This is a genomic window from Sphingomonas sp. BK069 (assembly GCF_014193405.1).
Lineage (GTDB): Bacteria > Pseudomonadota > Alphaproteobacteria > Sphingomonadales > Sphingomonadaceae > Sphingomonas.
In genome coordinates, this window is the sequence record NZ_JACHZH010000007.1 from 100578 (window position 1) to 116560 (window position 15983).

Sequence of the window (15983 nt, forward strand, 5' to 3'; positions counted from 1 at the left end):
ACGATGGCCCGACCGCCCGACGCTACCGCCAGCGCCACCGCGATCCGCGGCGCCCTCGCGCGCGGCGAGATCACGGCGGCGCTCGCCGCGGCCGACCGCTGGCGCCACGCCGCGCCCGCGGCGGCCGAGCCGTTCTTCCTCGCCGGCCTGGCGACCGCGATGCTCGGCCGAGTCAGCGGCGGTATCAAGCTGATCGAGCAGGCGGTCGAGCGCGACCGGCGCGGCGAATATCTTGCCCAGCTCGCGCGACTGTACACGCTGGTGCGGCGCGACGGTGCCGCCGCTCGCGCGCTGGCGGCGGCCGAGGCCGCGCCGCCGCCGGACGCGCTGGGGCGCGACACGATGGGTTGCGTCTACGCGCGGCTGGGCGATCATGCCGCCTCGCTGCCGCACTTCGCCGCGGCGGTTCGGCTCGAGCCGACCAACACCGCCTTCCGCTACAATCTGGCCGCCGGGCTGAGTTTCGTCGGGCGGCAGGCGGAGGCCGAGGACGCACTGGAGGCGCTGATCGCGCGCGCACCGGGGGATGCGCGCGCGCATCACCTGCTCGCCGGACTGCGGCGGCAAACCCCCGAGCGCCACCACGTCGACCGTCTCACCGCCGCGCGCGCGGTCGCCACCGCGCCGCGCGACCGGCTGCTGCTCGGCTACGCGTTGGCCAAGGAGTTGGACGACCTCGCCGACCCGCACGCCGCCTTCGCGATGCTGGCGCAGGCCAACGCCGAGCACCGCGCCACTCTGCCCTATCGCTTCGCCGACGATGAAGCGGTCTTCGATGCGATCGAGGCGTGCTGGGCGGCTTCCGCCGCGCGAGCGACATCCGCCCCGCCGGGCGCGGCGCCGATCTTCGTCGTCGGCATGCCGCGCACCGGCACCACGCTGGTCGACCGCATCTTGTCCTCGCACCCCGACGTGGAGAGCGCCGGGGAGCTGCAGGCGCTGCCGCTCGCGGTCAAGGTGAACGCCGCCACGCGCGGTCCAAAGGTGCTCGACCCCGAGACGATCCGGGCGACGGCGCACGCCGACCCAGGCGCGATCGGGCGTGACTATCTCGTCCGTGCGGCGGCGCACGTGCCGGGCCGCAAGCCCCGGTTCGTCGACAAATTTCCTGGTAATTTCCTGTATTTGGGATTGATCGCGCGGGCGCTGCCGGGCGCCGCGATCGTGTGCCTGCGGCGCGACCCGCTCGACACGGTGCTCGCCAACTTCCGCAATCTGTTCGCGATCGGCTCGCGCTACTACGACTACAGCTACGACCTGCTCGACACCGCGGCCTATTACCAGCGCTTCGATCGGCTGATGACGATCTGGCGCGAGGCCTTGCCCGGCCGCGTGCTCGAGCTCGGCTACGAGGCGCTGGTCGAGGATCAGCTGGGGCAGACCCGCCGCCTGCTCCACCATTGCGGGCTGAGCTGGTGCGACGCCTGCCTCGACTTCCAGGCGAACGCGGCGCCGGTGTCCACGCCCAGCGCCGCGCAGGTGCGCCGACCGTTGTACCGCGATGCGGTCGGGCGCTGGCGCCGCCACGCCGAGGCGCTGGAACCGGCGCGCGCCTTCCTGCGCCAGCACGGCATCCCGGTTGACTGACGCATCGGCTACGTCATTCGCCCACCTGCGAGCCGCGCGGCGCTTGTTCTAGCGTGCCAGGCATGACGCTGGTGCGCTCGGGCAGGTGACGATGAAGCAGGCGATGATGAGCTACGTGCAGCCCGTGATGGTCGCGGCCGTGCTGCTGTTCTGGGCGCTCGCGCCGGCGACGTGGACGGGCAGCGCCTGGTCGATCGTGATCGCAACGCTGTCGACCACCGCGATGATCCAGGCGCTCGAGTGGGTCAACGAGCGACACGCCAGCTGGCGGCTCACCTGGCGCGAGTTCCTCACCGACGTCTTCTACGTGACGCTGAGCTACACCGTGATCGCCTGGGCGTCGAAGACGCTCGCGGACGAGCCGCTGACCGCGCTGAAGCAAGGGCTCGGGATCACGACGCTCTGGGCGATGCATCTGCCGTTCGTGGCGCAGGTGGCGCTGGCGGTGTTCCTCGTCGAGTTCGGGCAATATTGGATGCATCGCCTGATGCACAATCAGGCGTTCTTCTGGTCCACCCACGCGCCGCACCACCACCTTACCCAGCTCAACGCGATGAAGGGCGCGGTCGGCAATCCGATCGAGCTGTTCCTGATCAGCCTCAGCGTGCTGGCGCTGTTCGACCTGCCGCAGCCGGCGATGTTCTGCGCGCTGAACGTGCTGGCGGTGGTCTCCACCTTCGCGCATGCCAACACCCGGTTCGACCCGCCGCGCTGGTACGCCTTCGTCTTCACCACGATCCGCCATCACAGCCTGCACCATTCGACCGGCTATGCGGAGACCCGGTGCAATTACGGCAACTCGCTGATCCTGCTGGATCGCCTCTTCGGCACCTTCGGCGAGGGCGAGGCCGAGGTCGTCGGACAGGACGAGCGCCGGCGGCTGTCGATCGGCGAGCAATTCCTCTTCCCCGCACGTCCGCTGATCGCGCGCTACAAGACGCGTGACGATCGGCGCGAGCGCGACGGCGCGGAGGCCGCCGCTTGACGTCGCGAGCGGCGGCACACGCGGCGACGATCGGATTGTTCGCGCTGCTGGCGGGCGCGGCGCCGGCGCCGGGCCGGACGGCGACGCCGCGCGAGCAGGTGATCCAGGTCCCCGGCTTCGCGGACTTCCTCGCGGTCGACGGCGACTCGGTATGGGCCACCAACAAAGGTCGCGTCGAGCGCTGGTCACGTCGCGGCAAGCTCGCCGAGGTGGCGATGACGCGGCCGTGCGGCGCGATGACGGTCGCCTATGGGGCGCTTTGGGTGGCGGACTGCACCGCGCTTAACCTCCATCGGATCGACCTGCGCACCGCCCGGATCACCGCGACCATCCCCACGGGGATCGCCAACCCCAAGGGCGAGCTCAACGTCGTCGCCGGCGCGGGCTCGATCTGGGTGGCGAGCGACGCCGCGGGGACGGTCGCACGGATCGATCCTGCCACCGACCGCGTGACCGCGTCGATCCCGGTCGACCCCGGCACCTTCTACCTATCTTTCGGCATGGGGGCGCTGTGGGCGGTCAGCGCGGAGGGCCAGAGCCTGCAGAAGGTCGATCCGACCAGCAACACCGTCGTCCACCGCACCGCGCTCGGCCGCGAGCCCGGCTTCCTGGTCGCGGGCGAGGGCGCGGTGTGGGTGCAGGAGCAGGGCGACGGCACGGTCGCGCGCGTCGATCCGGCGAGCGGCGACGTGACGGGACGGATCAAGGTCGACGCGACGCTCGCCTACGGCGACATCGACGCGGGCGGCGGCAAGGTCTGGCTGCGCACCACCGCCGGGCAGACCTTCGTCGTGATCGATCCCGCCTCGCTCGCGATCACCGCGCGCATCGGCGCGGCGGCGGGCAGCGGCGCGCTGCGCTACACGCGCGCCGGGCTGTGGACCAGCGCGCACGACGCGCACACGCTGTCTTGGTGGAAGAGGCCCCTTTGCATGGGGAGGTGACGCGCTGGAGCGTCGCAATGCTGCGGACACGGAGGTGCCGTGCCGGTGCCGGTGACCCGTGCTCCGGCGTTCGCCGGAGCCCGAAGGAGGTTCGACGCGGCCGCGGGAGCGATCGCCGAGCAACCGCCCCGCGAAAGGTCAGCGCATCGCGAGCTGCGTGGCGCCGCCGGCGTCGCGCGCGGCGGTCGCCGCGGCGACTCGGCTGCGCATGTCGCTGAGCACGTCGGCGCGGCACTCCCGCGCCTGCGCGGCGAGCGCGAGATGGACGCTGCTCATCCCCTGACCGCAGACGGTGTCGGCGACCCGGTCCATGCGGATGGCGAGGCGCTGCTGCCCCTCGACGCTGGTGAGATCGAGGCCGCGCAGATTAAGCACGCTGCTCTCGGCCGAGAGCGGGTCCGCGCCGGGCGCGGCGAGCGCGGGCGTGGCCATCAGTAATGCGGCACATGCGGCCAGACCGATCTTCATCCTCATCTCCTGCATCGCTGCCCATCGCTCTCCGGCAATCGGGTCGCAGCCATGTAGGATCGCGCTCGCGCCGGCACAAGCGAGGCGCGGAGAACGTAGCGTCCCGCGCAGGATCAGCGCGCGCGAACGATCAGCGACGCGAGCTCCACGCGCGCGCCGAGCGCGCCGGGCGGCACCGGCACCGCCAGCATGCGCTCCGCCCCGCTCGCACGATCGACCAGCGTGATCGGCACCGCATAGCCGCGCGTGAGCCGCCAGGTCCGCGCCTGGGCGAGCGGAACCGTCACCTGCCAGGAACGCTCGCCGACGACGGACAGGACACGTCCGTCCACCCGCAGCTCCGTCGCCGCACCGTCGCGCCGGCCCGAGAGCCGCAGGCAGGTCGCCTTGCCGCAGTGGACCAGCCGCGCGCTGGCCGCGCGCTCCGCTGCCGCCGGCGACGCCGACAGTCCGGCCGAGAGGACGGCGCAGCCGGTCAGCGCGAGAAAGAGGGATCGGACCATGTGATCGGCATAGCCTGCGACCCGACGCGTCCGACATGCGCCGTTTGACGTAGGGGCGAGCGTCGGCGGGAGCGCTTACGTCAAACGCCCCATATCGATTTGCCGCCGCTGCCAACAATCTCGCATCGCAGCGATCGGGCCCGGGCGAGGCGCCGACGCGGGCCGACAGTCGCGGAGGGGCGGCTCGTTCAACGTATCGATTGGGGGCTTTGATGGCAGGACGTTTCTCCCGCGCAGGGTTGCTGTGCGCGACCGCGCTGATGGGCGTCGCCGGTGGACCGGCGCTGGCGCAGGAGGCCGCGACCGGCGTCGACCCGGTCGTGACCGAACCCGGCGACACCGCCGCGGCGTCGGTCGACGGAAATGAGATCGTCGTCACCGGCAGCCGGCGGCGCACGACGCTGCAGGACGCGCCGATCAACATCAGTGCGGTATCGGCCGAGACGATCGCGTCGCAGCGGCTCGACGACATCCGCTCGCTCGCCTCGTTCACGCCCGGCGTCACGGTCGCGGACACCGGCCCGGGCTCGACCGGCGCGATCATCCTGCGCGGCATCGCCTCGGGCGACACCAGCGTCGGCGGCGCCGACAGCGGCAATGCGGTGGGGGTCTATCTCGGCGAGGTGCCGCTCTACCTCGACTTCAAGCTGATCGACATCAACCGTGTCGAGGTCCTCCAGGGCCCGCAGGGCACGCTCTACGGGCTCGGCACGCTCGCCGGGGCGGTGCGCTACCTGCCCAATCGGCCCGAGACCGATCGCCTCAGCCTCGACGTCCATGGCCGCGGCTACGCGCAATCCTATTCGGACGATTTCGGCGCGGTCGGCGACGTCGCGCTCAACGTGCCGATCGTGCGCGACCACATCGCCTTCCGCACCGCCACCGGCTATTACGCCAACGCCGGCTTCATCGATTACAATTATCTGCTGCAAGAGCCCGGCGTGTCCGACCCGCAGCCCGGCCGCGCCACCGAGAGCTCGACCGGCTCGCTCGACACGGGCAATTACGGCAGCAACTTCAAGCGCAAGAAGGATGTGAACTACGAACACACCTTCACCACGCGCAATCAACTGCTGCTGGAGTATAATCCCGACATCAAGGCGTATCTGACCTACGCACACCAGAACACCCGGACCGGCGGGCGCCAGGCGAATGGCGCGGGCGTGCTCGGCACCGGCCGCTATGAGGGACCATGGCGCTATCTCGAGCCGGTCGAGCGCGACGCCGACCTGTTCGCCGCCGAGTTCGACATCAACCTGGGCGGCATCGCGCAGCTCGTCAGCACCACGGCGTACACCAAGCAGCATATCACCTCGGTCGACGACAACACCGACCTGCTGCTCGATCTCGACTATGGCTACGAGGCCTTTCCTCAATTCTCCTCCTACGCCGACAATGAGCAGCATTATAAGCAGTTCAACCAGGAGGTCCGGCTCGTCTCGACGCACGGTGGACCGGTGAACTGGGTGATCGGCGGCTTCTACAACCGACTTAAATTCGACAGTAACCGGCAGGAATATACGCCCGGCTTCGCGCAGTATTTCGACATCCCGCGTCCCGACAACCTAGAATATATCTCGCAGGTCAACAGCAAGACCGTGGAGAAGGCCGTCTATGGCGAGGGCACGCTGCACCTTACCCAAGCGTGGCAGGTGACCGGCGGCCTGCGCTATTTCAAATATGACGCGGACGTCAGCGGCGGCTCCGACACCCCCTTGTTCGGTGGCGGGCTCACCCGCATGCCCTATCCCTCGTTCACGATCGACCCGAGCCGGATCCGCACCGGCGACACCTCCAAGGACGGCCTCGTGTGGAAGGCCAACACCTCCTACAAGTTCGGCGAGGGGCTGCTCGCCTATGCCACCTATTCGACCGGCTATCGCGTCGGCGGGGTCAATCGCGTCGTGCCCTGCCTCCAGCCGCTGCCCGCCGGGCAGAACCTCTGCGCGCTGCCGAATGAACTGGTCTACGGGCCCGACCGCACCCGCAACAAGGAGATCGGCCTGCGCGCCAGCCTCTTCGACCGGCGCCTCCAGCTCACCGTCGATGGCTATGAGATCAACTGGAGCGGGGTGCAGGTGCCGAGCCAGACCGTCAACGGCGCGATCGGCATCACGGTGAACGGCGCCGACGCGGTCTCGCGCGGCTTCGACGTGCAGGCCACTCTGCGCCCGCTGCCCGAGCTGACCGTGATCGGCACCTACTCCTACGTCGACGCGCACCTCACCCAGGACGTCACCGGGCTCGTGGTCAGCCAGGGGGTCCGCTACGACGCCGTCGAGGGGGATCGCCTGCCGGGCTCGGCCAAGAACTCGGGCAGCGCGCAGGTCATCTACAGCCATGCGCTCGGCCAGGATCGCAAGATTGAGGCGATCTGGGCGACGGTCTATCGTGGTGACATCTACTCGCGCGTCGGACTGCGCGGCAACGGCGAGGCGATCCCGGGCTACGTCACCCACAGCGCCTCGCTCAACTATGTCGGCAAGCAGTTCGAGGTCGGACTCTTCGCCGACAATCTCACCAACAAATATGCCGTGACGGCGATCAGCAACGACATCTCGTCGTTCAACCAGGTCCGCACCGACGTGGTGGAGCGCTATTACGCGCGCGGCGTGCTGACTCCGCGCCGGGTCGGGATCGACTTTAGATACCATTATTGATCGCCGCCGAGCGCGTCTCGCGCGCCGGCCGGTCGCCCCTTCACCTTCAACAGGAATGACGTATGGCCTCTCTGATCGTGACCACCCGCGACGGCGCGACGCGCCCGCTCCCCGCCGTTGCCGGTCTCTCGGTGATGGAGGTGATCCGCGACAACGGCATCGACGAGCTGCTGGCGGCGTGCGGTGGCTCGCTCTCCTGCGCGACCTGTCACGTCATCGTCGATCCGGCGCAGGCGATCACCCTGCCGCCGCCCAGCGAGGCCGAGCGCGACCTGCTCGACGGACTCGACCGGGTCGCGCCGACGTCGCGGCTGGGCTGCCAGATCGCCTTCGACGAGCGGCTCGACGGCCTTCGCGTGACGATCGCCCCAGAGTCGTGAGCGCGCGGCGGTGAGCGGGGCGACGGTGAGTGATTATGATGTCGTGATCGTGGGCGCTGGCCAGGCCGGTGCCCAGACCGCGATCGCGCTGCGCCAGCTCCGCTACCAGGGCACGATCGCGCTGATCGGGGACGAGCCCGAGCTGCCCTATGAGCGACCGCCGCTGAGCAAGGCGTACCTCGCCGGCGAGAAGAGCTTCGAGCGCCTGCTGATCCGGCCGGCCGCCTTCTGGCAGGAGAAGGCGGTCGATCTCCGTCCCGGCTGCCGGATCGACGCGGTGGATCCCGCGGCGCGGCGCGTCACCGCGGCGGACGGCACCAGCATCGGCTATCGCCGCCTCGTCTGGGCGACCGGCGGGACGGCGCGCCGGCTCGACTGCCCGGGTGCCGCGCTCGCGCGGGTGCATTCGATGCGATCGCGCGCCGACGCCGATCGGCTGGCGAGCGAGCTTCCCACGGCGCGCCAGGTCGTCGTGATCGGGGGCGGCTACATCGGCCTGGAGGCGGCGGCGGTGCTGGTCGGCGCCGGCAAGGAGGTGACGCTGATCGAGGCGCAGCAGCACGTCCTCGCGCGCATGTCGGGGACAATGCTGGCGCGCTTCCTCGAGGCCGAGCATCGGGCGCGGGGGGTGACGCTGCGGCTCGGCACCGCCGTCCACGGCATCGAGGGTCGGGACGGCACCGCTTGCGGCGTGCGCCTCGCCTCGGGCGAGCTGGTGCCCGCGGACCTGGTGATCGTCGGGGTCGGCATCGTACCGGCGGTGGCACCGCTCCTCGCCGCCGGCGCGCGCGGCAGCAACGGCGTGGAGGTCGACGCCGTGTGCCGGACCAGCCTGCCCGGCGTCTACGCCATCGGCGATTGCGCCACGCACGCCAACGCCTTCGCCGACGGTGCGCGGATCCGCTTGGAATCGGTGCAGAACGCCAATGACATGGCGGGCACGGTCGCGCGCTCGATCGCCGGGGTCGCGCATCCCTATTACGCAGTGCCGTGGTTCTGGTCGAACCAATATGATCTGCGGCTACAGACGGTGGGGCTCGCCGCGGGACACGATCTCGCGGTCTTACGCGGAGCGATCGACGCTCGCTCCTTCTCGGTGATTTACCTTCGCAACGGCCGGGTCGTCGCGCTCGACTGCGTCAACGCCACCAAGGACTATATGCAGGGACGAAAGCTGATCGAATCAGGCGCCGATGTACGATCCGACATGATCGCCGACTCGACCGTCGATCTCTCGAAGTGCTTCCAAAGCGAAGGCCATCCGCCGATGCGTTCGCGCATCTGAATGAAGAACGCGGAGCAAAGCTGCTTTTTTGTCTTGCCGTTGCGATGCTTTTCAGGATCAGGATCGGCAGCGGCTCCCCCTCGGCCAGTGCCAGACCGATCGCATCGATCCGCTCGGTAGGACCATCACCGCGTCGCTGCGCGAACGACTCTGAGGAGACAACCTCCGATCGACGAGTGACGACCCATCACCGGTCGCCGGGGGAATGCGAAGAACTCTCCGGCTCCGCCCGCGCGTTCATGTCGTTATCTCAGGCTTGCACAGATAAGAGCATCACTGCTTCGGCTGAAAAGGATGACACCTGCCGTCCCAATGAAGCGATCGCGCCGTCGAACGAATAAGAGGCTCGTGATTGGCGAGTAGCGCTCCGGTGCTTGATCCGTCACCATTCCCCTTTCCCGCGCGCGCTCATAGAGTGAGGGCATGAACCTTCGCCCCCTCGTCCCGATCGCGTTGGTCGCCGCTTCCTCGATTGGTGCGACCCCGCCACAAGCCGCGATCCACCTCAATCAGCTCGGCTTCCTGCCCGATGGCGCCAAGCGCGCGATCGTTGCGGCCGCGTCGACGACGCCGCTTCGCTGGACCGCGCGCGACGCGCGCGGCGGCGTCGTCGCGTCTGGCAAAACTCTGCTCATCGGCGACGACGCCGCGTCGGGCGATCACGTCCACCTCGTCGATCTCGCGCGCCTCACCGCGCCGGGCACCTATCGGCTGTCGGTCGCGGGAGAGACCAGCCGGCCCTTCGTCGTCGGCGCCGATCTCTACGCGCCGCTCGCCGCGGCCGCGCTCCACTATTTCTACCAGACGCGCGCGGGCATCGCGATCGAGCCGCGCTACGCCGGCGATCCGCGCTGGGCGCGACCCGCCGGCCACGCCGAGGAGATCGCCCCCTGCTTCTCCGGCGCGGACGAGCGCGGCATGCGCTGGGCCGGGTGCGACTATCGCCTCGACGTCACCGGCGGCTGGTATGACGCGGGCGACCACGGCAAATATGTCGTCAACGGCGGCATCGCGCTCTGGACGCTGCAGAACCTGTACGAGCGCGAGGCACGCGCCGGCCGCTTCCCCTTCGCCGACGGTCGCGGCAACCTGCCCGAGAGCGGCAACGGCGTCGACGACCTTCTCGACGAGGCGCGCTGGGAGATGCGCTTCCTGCTGGCGATGCAGATCCCGGACGGCGCGCGCGCGACCGTGCCTGTCGGCGCCTCCGGCGGCGCAGGCGCGCGCGCCTTCCGGACGATCGACGCCGGCGGCATGGCGCACCAGAAGGTCGCCGACCGCCGCTGGACCGCGCTGCCGACCCGCCCCGCCGACGACCGCGAGGACCGGCTGCTCTACCCGCCGACCACCGCCGCGACGCTCAACCTGGCGGCGACGGCGGCGCAGTGCGCGCGCATCTGGCGCACCATCGATCCTGGCTTCAGCGCGACCTGCCTCGCCGCCGCGCGCCGCGCCTATGCCGCCGCGCAACGCCAGCCGCAGGTCTATGCCACCAGCAGCTTCACGGGCAGCGGCGGCTACGGCGACGACGACGTGAGCGACGAATTCTACTGGGCCGCAGCCGAGTTGTACGCCACGACGCGCGAGCCGGTGTTCGCCACGGCGCTGCAACACTCGCCGTCGCACGCCGCGCCGGTGCACGCGCCCGACTGGGGGCATGTCGCCGCGCTCGGCACGATCACGCTCGCCACCGTCGCGGGTGTGCCGGCGAGCGCGGCGATACCCGCGCGCGCCGGGCTGATCGCCGCGGCCGACGGCTTGCTCGCCGAGGAAGCGCGCAGCGGCTATCGCATCCCCTATGCCACGCTCGATTACCCCTGGGGGTCGAACGCGGTGATCCTCAACCGGGCGATGATCCTCGGCGTGGCGCAGCGGCTCACCGGGGCGACGCGCTACCGCGACGGCATGGTCGACGCGATGGATTATGTGCTCGGCCGCAATCCGCTCGACCAGAGCTATGTCTCGGGCTTCGGCGCGCGACCGCTGACCAACCCGCACCACCGCTTCTGGGCGCACCAGCTCGACGCCACTTTGCCCGGCCCGCCACCCGGCGTGGTCTCCGGCGGCCCCAACTCGACCGCGATGGCGGACCCGATCGCGGCCAAGATGAAGGGCAGTTGCGCGCCGCAGCGCTGCTGGACCGACGATATCCGCGCCTATGCGCTCAACGAGGTGGCGATCAACTGGAACGCGCCGCTGCTCTGGGTCGCTTCAGCGCTCGACGAACCACGCGAGCGCCTCCTGCGCCGCCACTGACGAGGGAGCCGCGCATGAGCTGGTCGCCGACACGACGCGAGGGACTGGCGGCGCTCACCGCCGCACTGGCGACGGGTGCCGCCACCGGCGCGAGCGGCCCGCCCGGGCTCGACGCGGTCGCACGCCGGCGCGGCTTTCGCTTCGGTTCGGCAGTGTCGGGCCGGCCGCAGGGCGCCTCGGCGGACAATCCGCGCTACGCCGCGCTGCTGCGCGCCGACTGCGGCGTGCTGGTCGCCGAGAATGAGATGAAGTGGCAGCACCTGCGCCCTGCCCCCGATCGCTTCAACTTCGCCGCCTTCGACCGGATCGCCGACTATGCGGCGCGCGAGCACATGGCGCTGCGCGGGCACAACCTGCTGTGGCAGAGGCGCAAGTGGATGCCGCGCTGGCTCGAGGCGCATGATTTCGGCGCGCGTCCCGCGACCGAGGCGGCGCGCATCCTGCGCCAGCATATCGAGACCGTCACGCGCCGCTACGGCACACGCATCACCAGCTACGACGTCGTCAACGAGGCAGTTACGCCCGAGACCGGCGCGCTGGAGGAGACCGCGCTCAGCCAAGCGCTCGGCGGCACCGAGGCCACGCTCGACCTCGCCTTCCGCACCGCGCGCGCGGCCGCCCCGCACGCCGAGCTGGTCTACAACGATTACATGAGCTGGGAGCCGGGCAATGCGGCGCATCGCGCCGGCGTCCTGCGGCTGCTGGAGGGCTTTCGCCGGCGCGGCACGCCGGTCGACTTGCTCGGGCTGCAATCGCACATTGTCACCGCCGGCAGCGACACCGCGGCGAGTGCGCGCGCCTACGAGGGCGAGTGGCGGCGCTTCCTCGATGCGGTGACCGCGATGGGCTATCGCCTGCTGATCACCGAGTTCGACGTGCGTGACAACGGCCTGCCCGCCGAGGACGCCGCGCGCGACCGCGGCGTGGCCGATTACGCGCGCCGCTACCTCGACGTGACGCTGAGCTACCCGGGGCTGCGCGACGTGCTCGCCTGGGGGCTGTGCGACCGCTTCAGCTGGATCGGGCCGTTCGAGCCGCGCCCCGACAAGGCGCCGCGCCGCCCCTGCCCCTATGACGTCGACTATCGCCCCAAGCCGCTGCACGAAGCGATCGCGCGCGCGCTGGCGGAGGCGCCCGCGCGCGCGTGACGCGCGGCGATCGCCCGCCGGAGCGAGGTCCGGCGGGCGTGCTCCTCAGTAATTGGCGCGCAGGATGATCGAGTAGCGCCGATCGTTGGTGAAGTAGGAGCGCGGCGCAAGATCGTCCGAGCCGCCCTTGTAGGCCTGGAGCAGCTTGGTCGTCGTGTTGGTCAGATTGACCCCCTGGACGCCGAGCTTGACCCATTTGTTCAGGTTGATGAAGGCCGAGGCGTCGAGCTGCCCGGTCGCGTCGTTGAAGATCGACGTGTAGGGGAAGATCACGTCCGCCGCGGTGAGCAGGAAGCGCGAGCGCCAGTTGTACGCCGCGCGCAACGAGACCGGCCCCTTCTCGTAGAAGGCGGTGGCGTTGATATTGTGCTTCGACAGTCCCTCCAACGGCAGATTGCCCTTGGCGATCGTCGAATCGGACGAGGGCGTGCCGCCGTTGAGGAAGGAGTTGGGCAGCCCCGAGCTGTCGATATAGGTGTAGTTGCCGTTGAAGCCGAGGCCGCTCAGGAAGCCCGGCAGGAAGTCGAAGGTCTGCTGGTAGGCGACCTCGAAGCCCTTGATCTTGCCCTTGCCGTCGTAATTGGCGGGGCCGCGTGCCTGGATGTTCTGCGTGATGCCGTTGTTGGTGATCGAGCGGTTGACCAGCGACTGGTAGAAGAAGCCGTCGACCGTCTTGTAGAAGGCGTCGAGCGAAATCTGGCCGACACGGCCGAAGTACCACTCGATCGTCGCGTCGAACTGCCACGCCGTCGCCGGCTTGAGATAGGGGTTGCCCGCGTTGATCGTCACCGTGCCCGAGCCCGGCTCCAACGTGTAGGTCACGTAGGGGCGGATATTGGCGAAGTCCGGTCGGGTCAGCACCTTCGACCCTGCCAGTCGAACGATCAGATCGTCGGTGACGCCGAACTTGAGGTTCGCACTCGGCAGGAAGTAGTTGTAGCTGTTGGTGAAGTTTGCCGGCTGCGAGGCATAGCCCGGCGTCGCGAAGGTGCGCAGCCGCTCATATTCGGTCTGGCCGAGATTACACACGCCGCCGGGCTGGGTCACCTGCGTGGTCCCGTCCGGCAGCTGCCGCGTCGTCGCGACGCAGCGCGTGGAGAAGGGATCGACCACGCCGAGCTCGGTCTGGTTGGGGACCGCGGTCTCGGTGCGCGACCGCACCGTGGTGCGCACGTAACGGACGCCGACATTGCCCGAGAGGCGGATGCCGCCGAACACCGGCTCGTTGTTGCCGAACTGCACCATGGCATAGGCCGCGGTGTCCTGCTGGTTGACGGTCGACACTTCGGACGGGAGGAAATCGGTGCCCGGGATCGCGCCGACGCGCTGACCGGCGGCGAGGAATCGATTGGTCGCGGTCGCACCGTTCGTGTTGCGCCAGACGTCGTTCTGCGACTGAAAGAAACTGGTCGCTCCATTATAGTCGCCGATCAGGTCGCCGTTGTAGAAATAGGCGCTGGGCGGCGCCGCGGTCTTGCCGCGGAAGAAGTTGTCGAAGGAATAGAGCGACGAGCGGCTGGTGTCCCCCTGGTTGAAGGTGACCGGCGCGCCCGACCAGACCTCGCTGATCGCACCCCAGTTGTACGCCGTATAGCGGACGTCCTGCTGGCGCTCGGCGTAGCGCGCGCCGAACTTCACGCGCTGCAGGAAGTCGCCGTCGTCGAACTTATAGGCGAAGTCGCCCTTGATCTGATATTCCGAGCCGACGCTGTGCTCGATATGGTCCATCGCCGCGCGCCAGAACTGGAAGTCGCGGCTCTGGAAGTAGTCCGAGTCGCTCGCCGCCGCCATCGCCGGGTTGGGGTTCGCCCAATTGGCCGCGAGCGTCAGCGGCTTGTGCGGGATCACCACCGGGATCTTGCCGGAGAGATCAAGCTCCTCGTCGGCGAAGGTCGAGCCGAACACGCTCAGGTCGGTGACGTCGTGCTTGGCGTAGGTATAGTCCGCGTCGAGATTGATCGACCAACGGTCATCGGGGTTGATCTTCAGGTTGAAGCCGGCGTCCTTCACCAGATTCTCGTCGTACACCTGGCGCCGCGACAGCGACTGCTGCATGCCGCCCGACGGGACGGTGGTGGTCGCCGAGCCGCTCGAGGCGGTGCGCCAGCCGTTGCCCGGCAGCGTGATGAAGCCGCTCTGGAACAGCCCGCTGTCGTCGTAGACGAAGTTGGGATAGGGCCCGCCGCCGGGATTGTAGCCGTTGCCGCGCTGGTTCGCGCCGAACTGGAACTGGCCTGCGCCGCTGAGCTGGCATTCTGCGCGCGTGGTGCTGTTGCCCGCGCCGTTGAGCGGACCGTTGCCGTTCTGCTGGCAGCCGGCCGGATAGGTGTTGTACTCGGAGAGGTCAGGCGCGGTCTCGAACGTGTGCTCGCCCCAGGCGCTGCTCGAGTGCGTGCGCAGGAATTGCGCGGTGAAGGTGGTGCGCTCGTCGGTGCTCTGCCATTGCACCGCCAGCGCCTGACCGTCGCGCTTGCGGTCATAGTCCTGGCTGCGGAACTGCCCACCGATCGGCGCATAAGCGATCGCGGTCGGGTCGGCATAGCCGTCCGCGCCGGCCGTGCCCTGCGCGCCGCAGACGTTGGCCGGGTTAGGGAAGGACTGACCGCCGACGCCGTTCACCGTGCCGGGCAGCAGCGTGAAGCCATCGGTGGTGCCGGGCAGCTGGTTGCGGCACGTCACCGTGGTGTTGGTGCCGGTGCCGGTGGCGGCCTGGACGCCGTCGCGCGTCTGGAAGTTGGTGACCTGAATGCCATCGGCGCGGCTCTTCAGCCGCGAGTAGGACGCGTTGGCCAGGATGCCGAAACGACCGATCGGCGTCTCCCAGGTGTTGGAGACCAGCAGCGAGCCGGTCGGCGACCATTTCTTGGCGAAGTCGCCATAGTTGGCCTCGATCCCGCCGCCGATATGGAAGCCCTTGTTGTCGAACGGCTTCCGCGTGTTGAGGTTGACCGTGCCGGCGAGCCCGCCCTCGATCAGGTCGGCGGTGGCGTTCTTGTACACCTCGACCGAGCCGAGCAGTTCCGACGGCACGTCGGCGAAGTTGATCGCTTGCCCGCCGATACCGGCCGAGAAGGTGTCGCGCCCGTTAAACTCGGAGCGGACGAAATTGAGCCCGCGAACGTTCACACCCGAGCCCTCGACCGAGAAATGGTCCGGGTCGTTGTTGCCGGCGAAGCGGTTGATCGAGACGCCGGGGACACGCTGGAGCGCCTCGGTGACCGAGCGGTCGGGCAGCGCGCCGATGTCCTGCGCCGTGATCGCGTCCACGACGGTGTCGGAGTTGCGCTTGATGTTCTGCGCGTTGGCGAGGCTCTGCCGAATGCCGGTGACGACGATGTCGTCCGCACCCGCCGCGTCGGTCGCCGGTGTGTCGACGCTGCTCTGGGCGGCCGGATCTGACCCTGGCGTATTCGGCGAGGTTGCCGCGCCGGCGGTGTTCTGTCCGGACGCGGGCCCGGTCTGCGCGTACGCCGGGGTCGCCAGCGCGACGACGCACATGGCGGTCACGGAGACTCCGGTCAGAACGACCCCGTTACGAAGTCGGGTATGGCCGCCGCGGGCAGGCTTGTCCTCGATGATCATCACACCCCCTCCTGAATAATCATACTACAATGTCTCTCCGCGGCGACCGCGTGGCATCTTCCAACTATGGGTACGACCGCGGCGATGACGCTGCAATGGAAATGTTTGCGCTATCATTTTTCGTTATTCTGTGTGGCTTTCCGGCATTCCCGCGGCCGCCGCTTGCGCTATGACAGAGGCGATCG

11 protein-coding genes are annotated in these 15983 nt (G+C 69.2%); 8 read left to right on the forward strand and 3 right to left on the reverse strand.

Annotated elements, in window-relative coordinates:
• Window positions 1-3 precede the first annotated feature (3 nt).
• From FHY02_RS18305 to FHY02_RS18315, 3 genes are all read left to right on the forward strand, one after another.
• Window positions 4-1587: a sulfotransferase gene (locus FHY02_RS18305; RefSeq protein WP_183924911.1), complete on the forward strand. Its 1584-nt coding sequence runs from the start codon at window positions 4-6 to the stop codon at window positions 1585-1587.
• Window positions 1588-1678: 91 nt separating this feature from the next.
• Complete coding sequence (locus FHY02_RS18310) at window positions 1679-2572, forward strand: sterol desaturase family protein (RefSeq protein ID WP_183924913.1); 894 nt, start codon at window positions 1679-1681, stop codon at window positions 2570-2572.
• Window positions 2569-3516: a YncE family protein gene (locus tag FHY02_RS18315; RefSeq protein ID WP_409322692.1), complete on the forward strand. Its 948-nt coding sequence runs from the start codon at window positions 2569-2571 to the stop codon at window positions 3514-3516. The genes FHY02_RS18310 and FHY02_RS18315 overlap by 4 nt, the downstream gene beginning before the upstream one ends.
• Window positions 3517-3654: 138 nt before the next feature.
• Here FHY02_RS18315 and FHY02_RS18320 read toward each other — a convergent pair whose 3' ends face one another.
• Both FHY02_RS18320 and FHY02_RS18325 read right to left on the reverse strand, forming a co-directional pair.
• Entirely contained in the window at window positions 3655-3984 is a 330-nt protein-coding gene (locus FHY02_RS18320; RefSeq protein ID WP_183924915.1) for a UrcA family protein, read from the reverse strand.
• Window positions 3985-4097: 113 nt separating this feature from the next.
• Complete coding sequence (locus FHY02_RS18325; RefSeq protein WP_183924917.1) at window positions 4098-4487, reverse strand: hypothetical protein; 390 nt, start codon at window positions 4485-4487, stop codon at window positions 4098-4100.
• 212 nt (window positions 4488-4699) lie between these two features.
• Here FHY02_RS18325 and FHY02_RS18330 point away from each other — a divergent pair, with 212 nt between their 5' ends.
• The 5 genes from FHY02_RS18330 to FHY02_RS18350 all read left to right on the forward strand — a co-directional run bounded on the left by FHY02_RS18330 (window position 4700) and on the right by FHY02_RS18350 (window position 12216).
• Complete coding sequence (locus FHY02_RS18330) at window positions 4700-7147, forward strand: TonB-dependent receptor (RefSeq protein ID WP_183924919.1); 2448 nt, start codon at window positions 4700-4702, stop codon at window positions 7145-7147.
• Between the two features lie 62 nt (window positions 7148-7209).
• Complete coding sequence (locus tag FHY02_RS18335) at window positions 7210-7527, forward strand: 2Fe-2S iron-sulfur cluster-binding protein (protein WP_183924921.1); 318 nt, start codon at window positions 7210-7212, stop codon at window positions 7525-7527.
• A gap of 10 nt (window positions 7528-7537) precedes the next feature.
• Window positions 7538-8812 (forward strand): NAD(P)/FAD-dependent oxidoreductase, encoded by a 1275-nt coding sequence (locus FHY02_RS18340; RefSeq protein ID WP_409322694.1) that lies wholly within the window; start codon window positions 7538-7540, stop codon window positions 8810-8812.
• A gap of 423 nt (window positions 8813-9235) precedes the next feature.
• Window positions 9236-11068, forward strand: coding sequence for a glycoside hydrolase family 9 protein (locus FHY02_RS18345; RefSeq protein ID WP_183924923.1), 1833 nt, complete (start codon window positions 9236-9238; stop codon window positions 11066-11068).
• 14 nt (window positions 11069-11082) lie between these two features.
• Complete coding sequence (locus FHY02_RS18350) at window positions 11083-12216, forward strand: endo-1,4-beta-xylanase (RefSeq protein ID WP_183924925.1); 1134 nt, start codon at window positions 11083-11085, stop codon at window positions 12214-12216.
• Between the two features lie 45 nt (window positions 12217-12261).
• Here FHY02_RS18350 and FHY02_RS18355 read toward each other — a convergent pair whose 3' ends face one another.
• Window positions 12262-15714, reverse strand: coding sequence for a TonB-dependent receptor (locus tag FHY02_RS18355; RefSeq protein ID WP_183924996.1), 3453 nt, complete (start codon window positions 15712-15714; stop codon window positions 12262-12264).
• Window positions 15715-15983 lie beyond the last annotated feature (269 nt).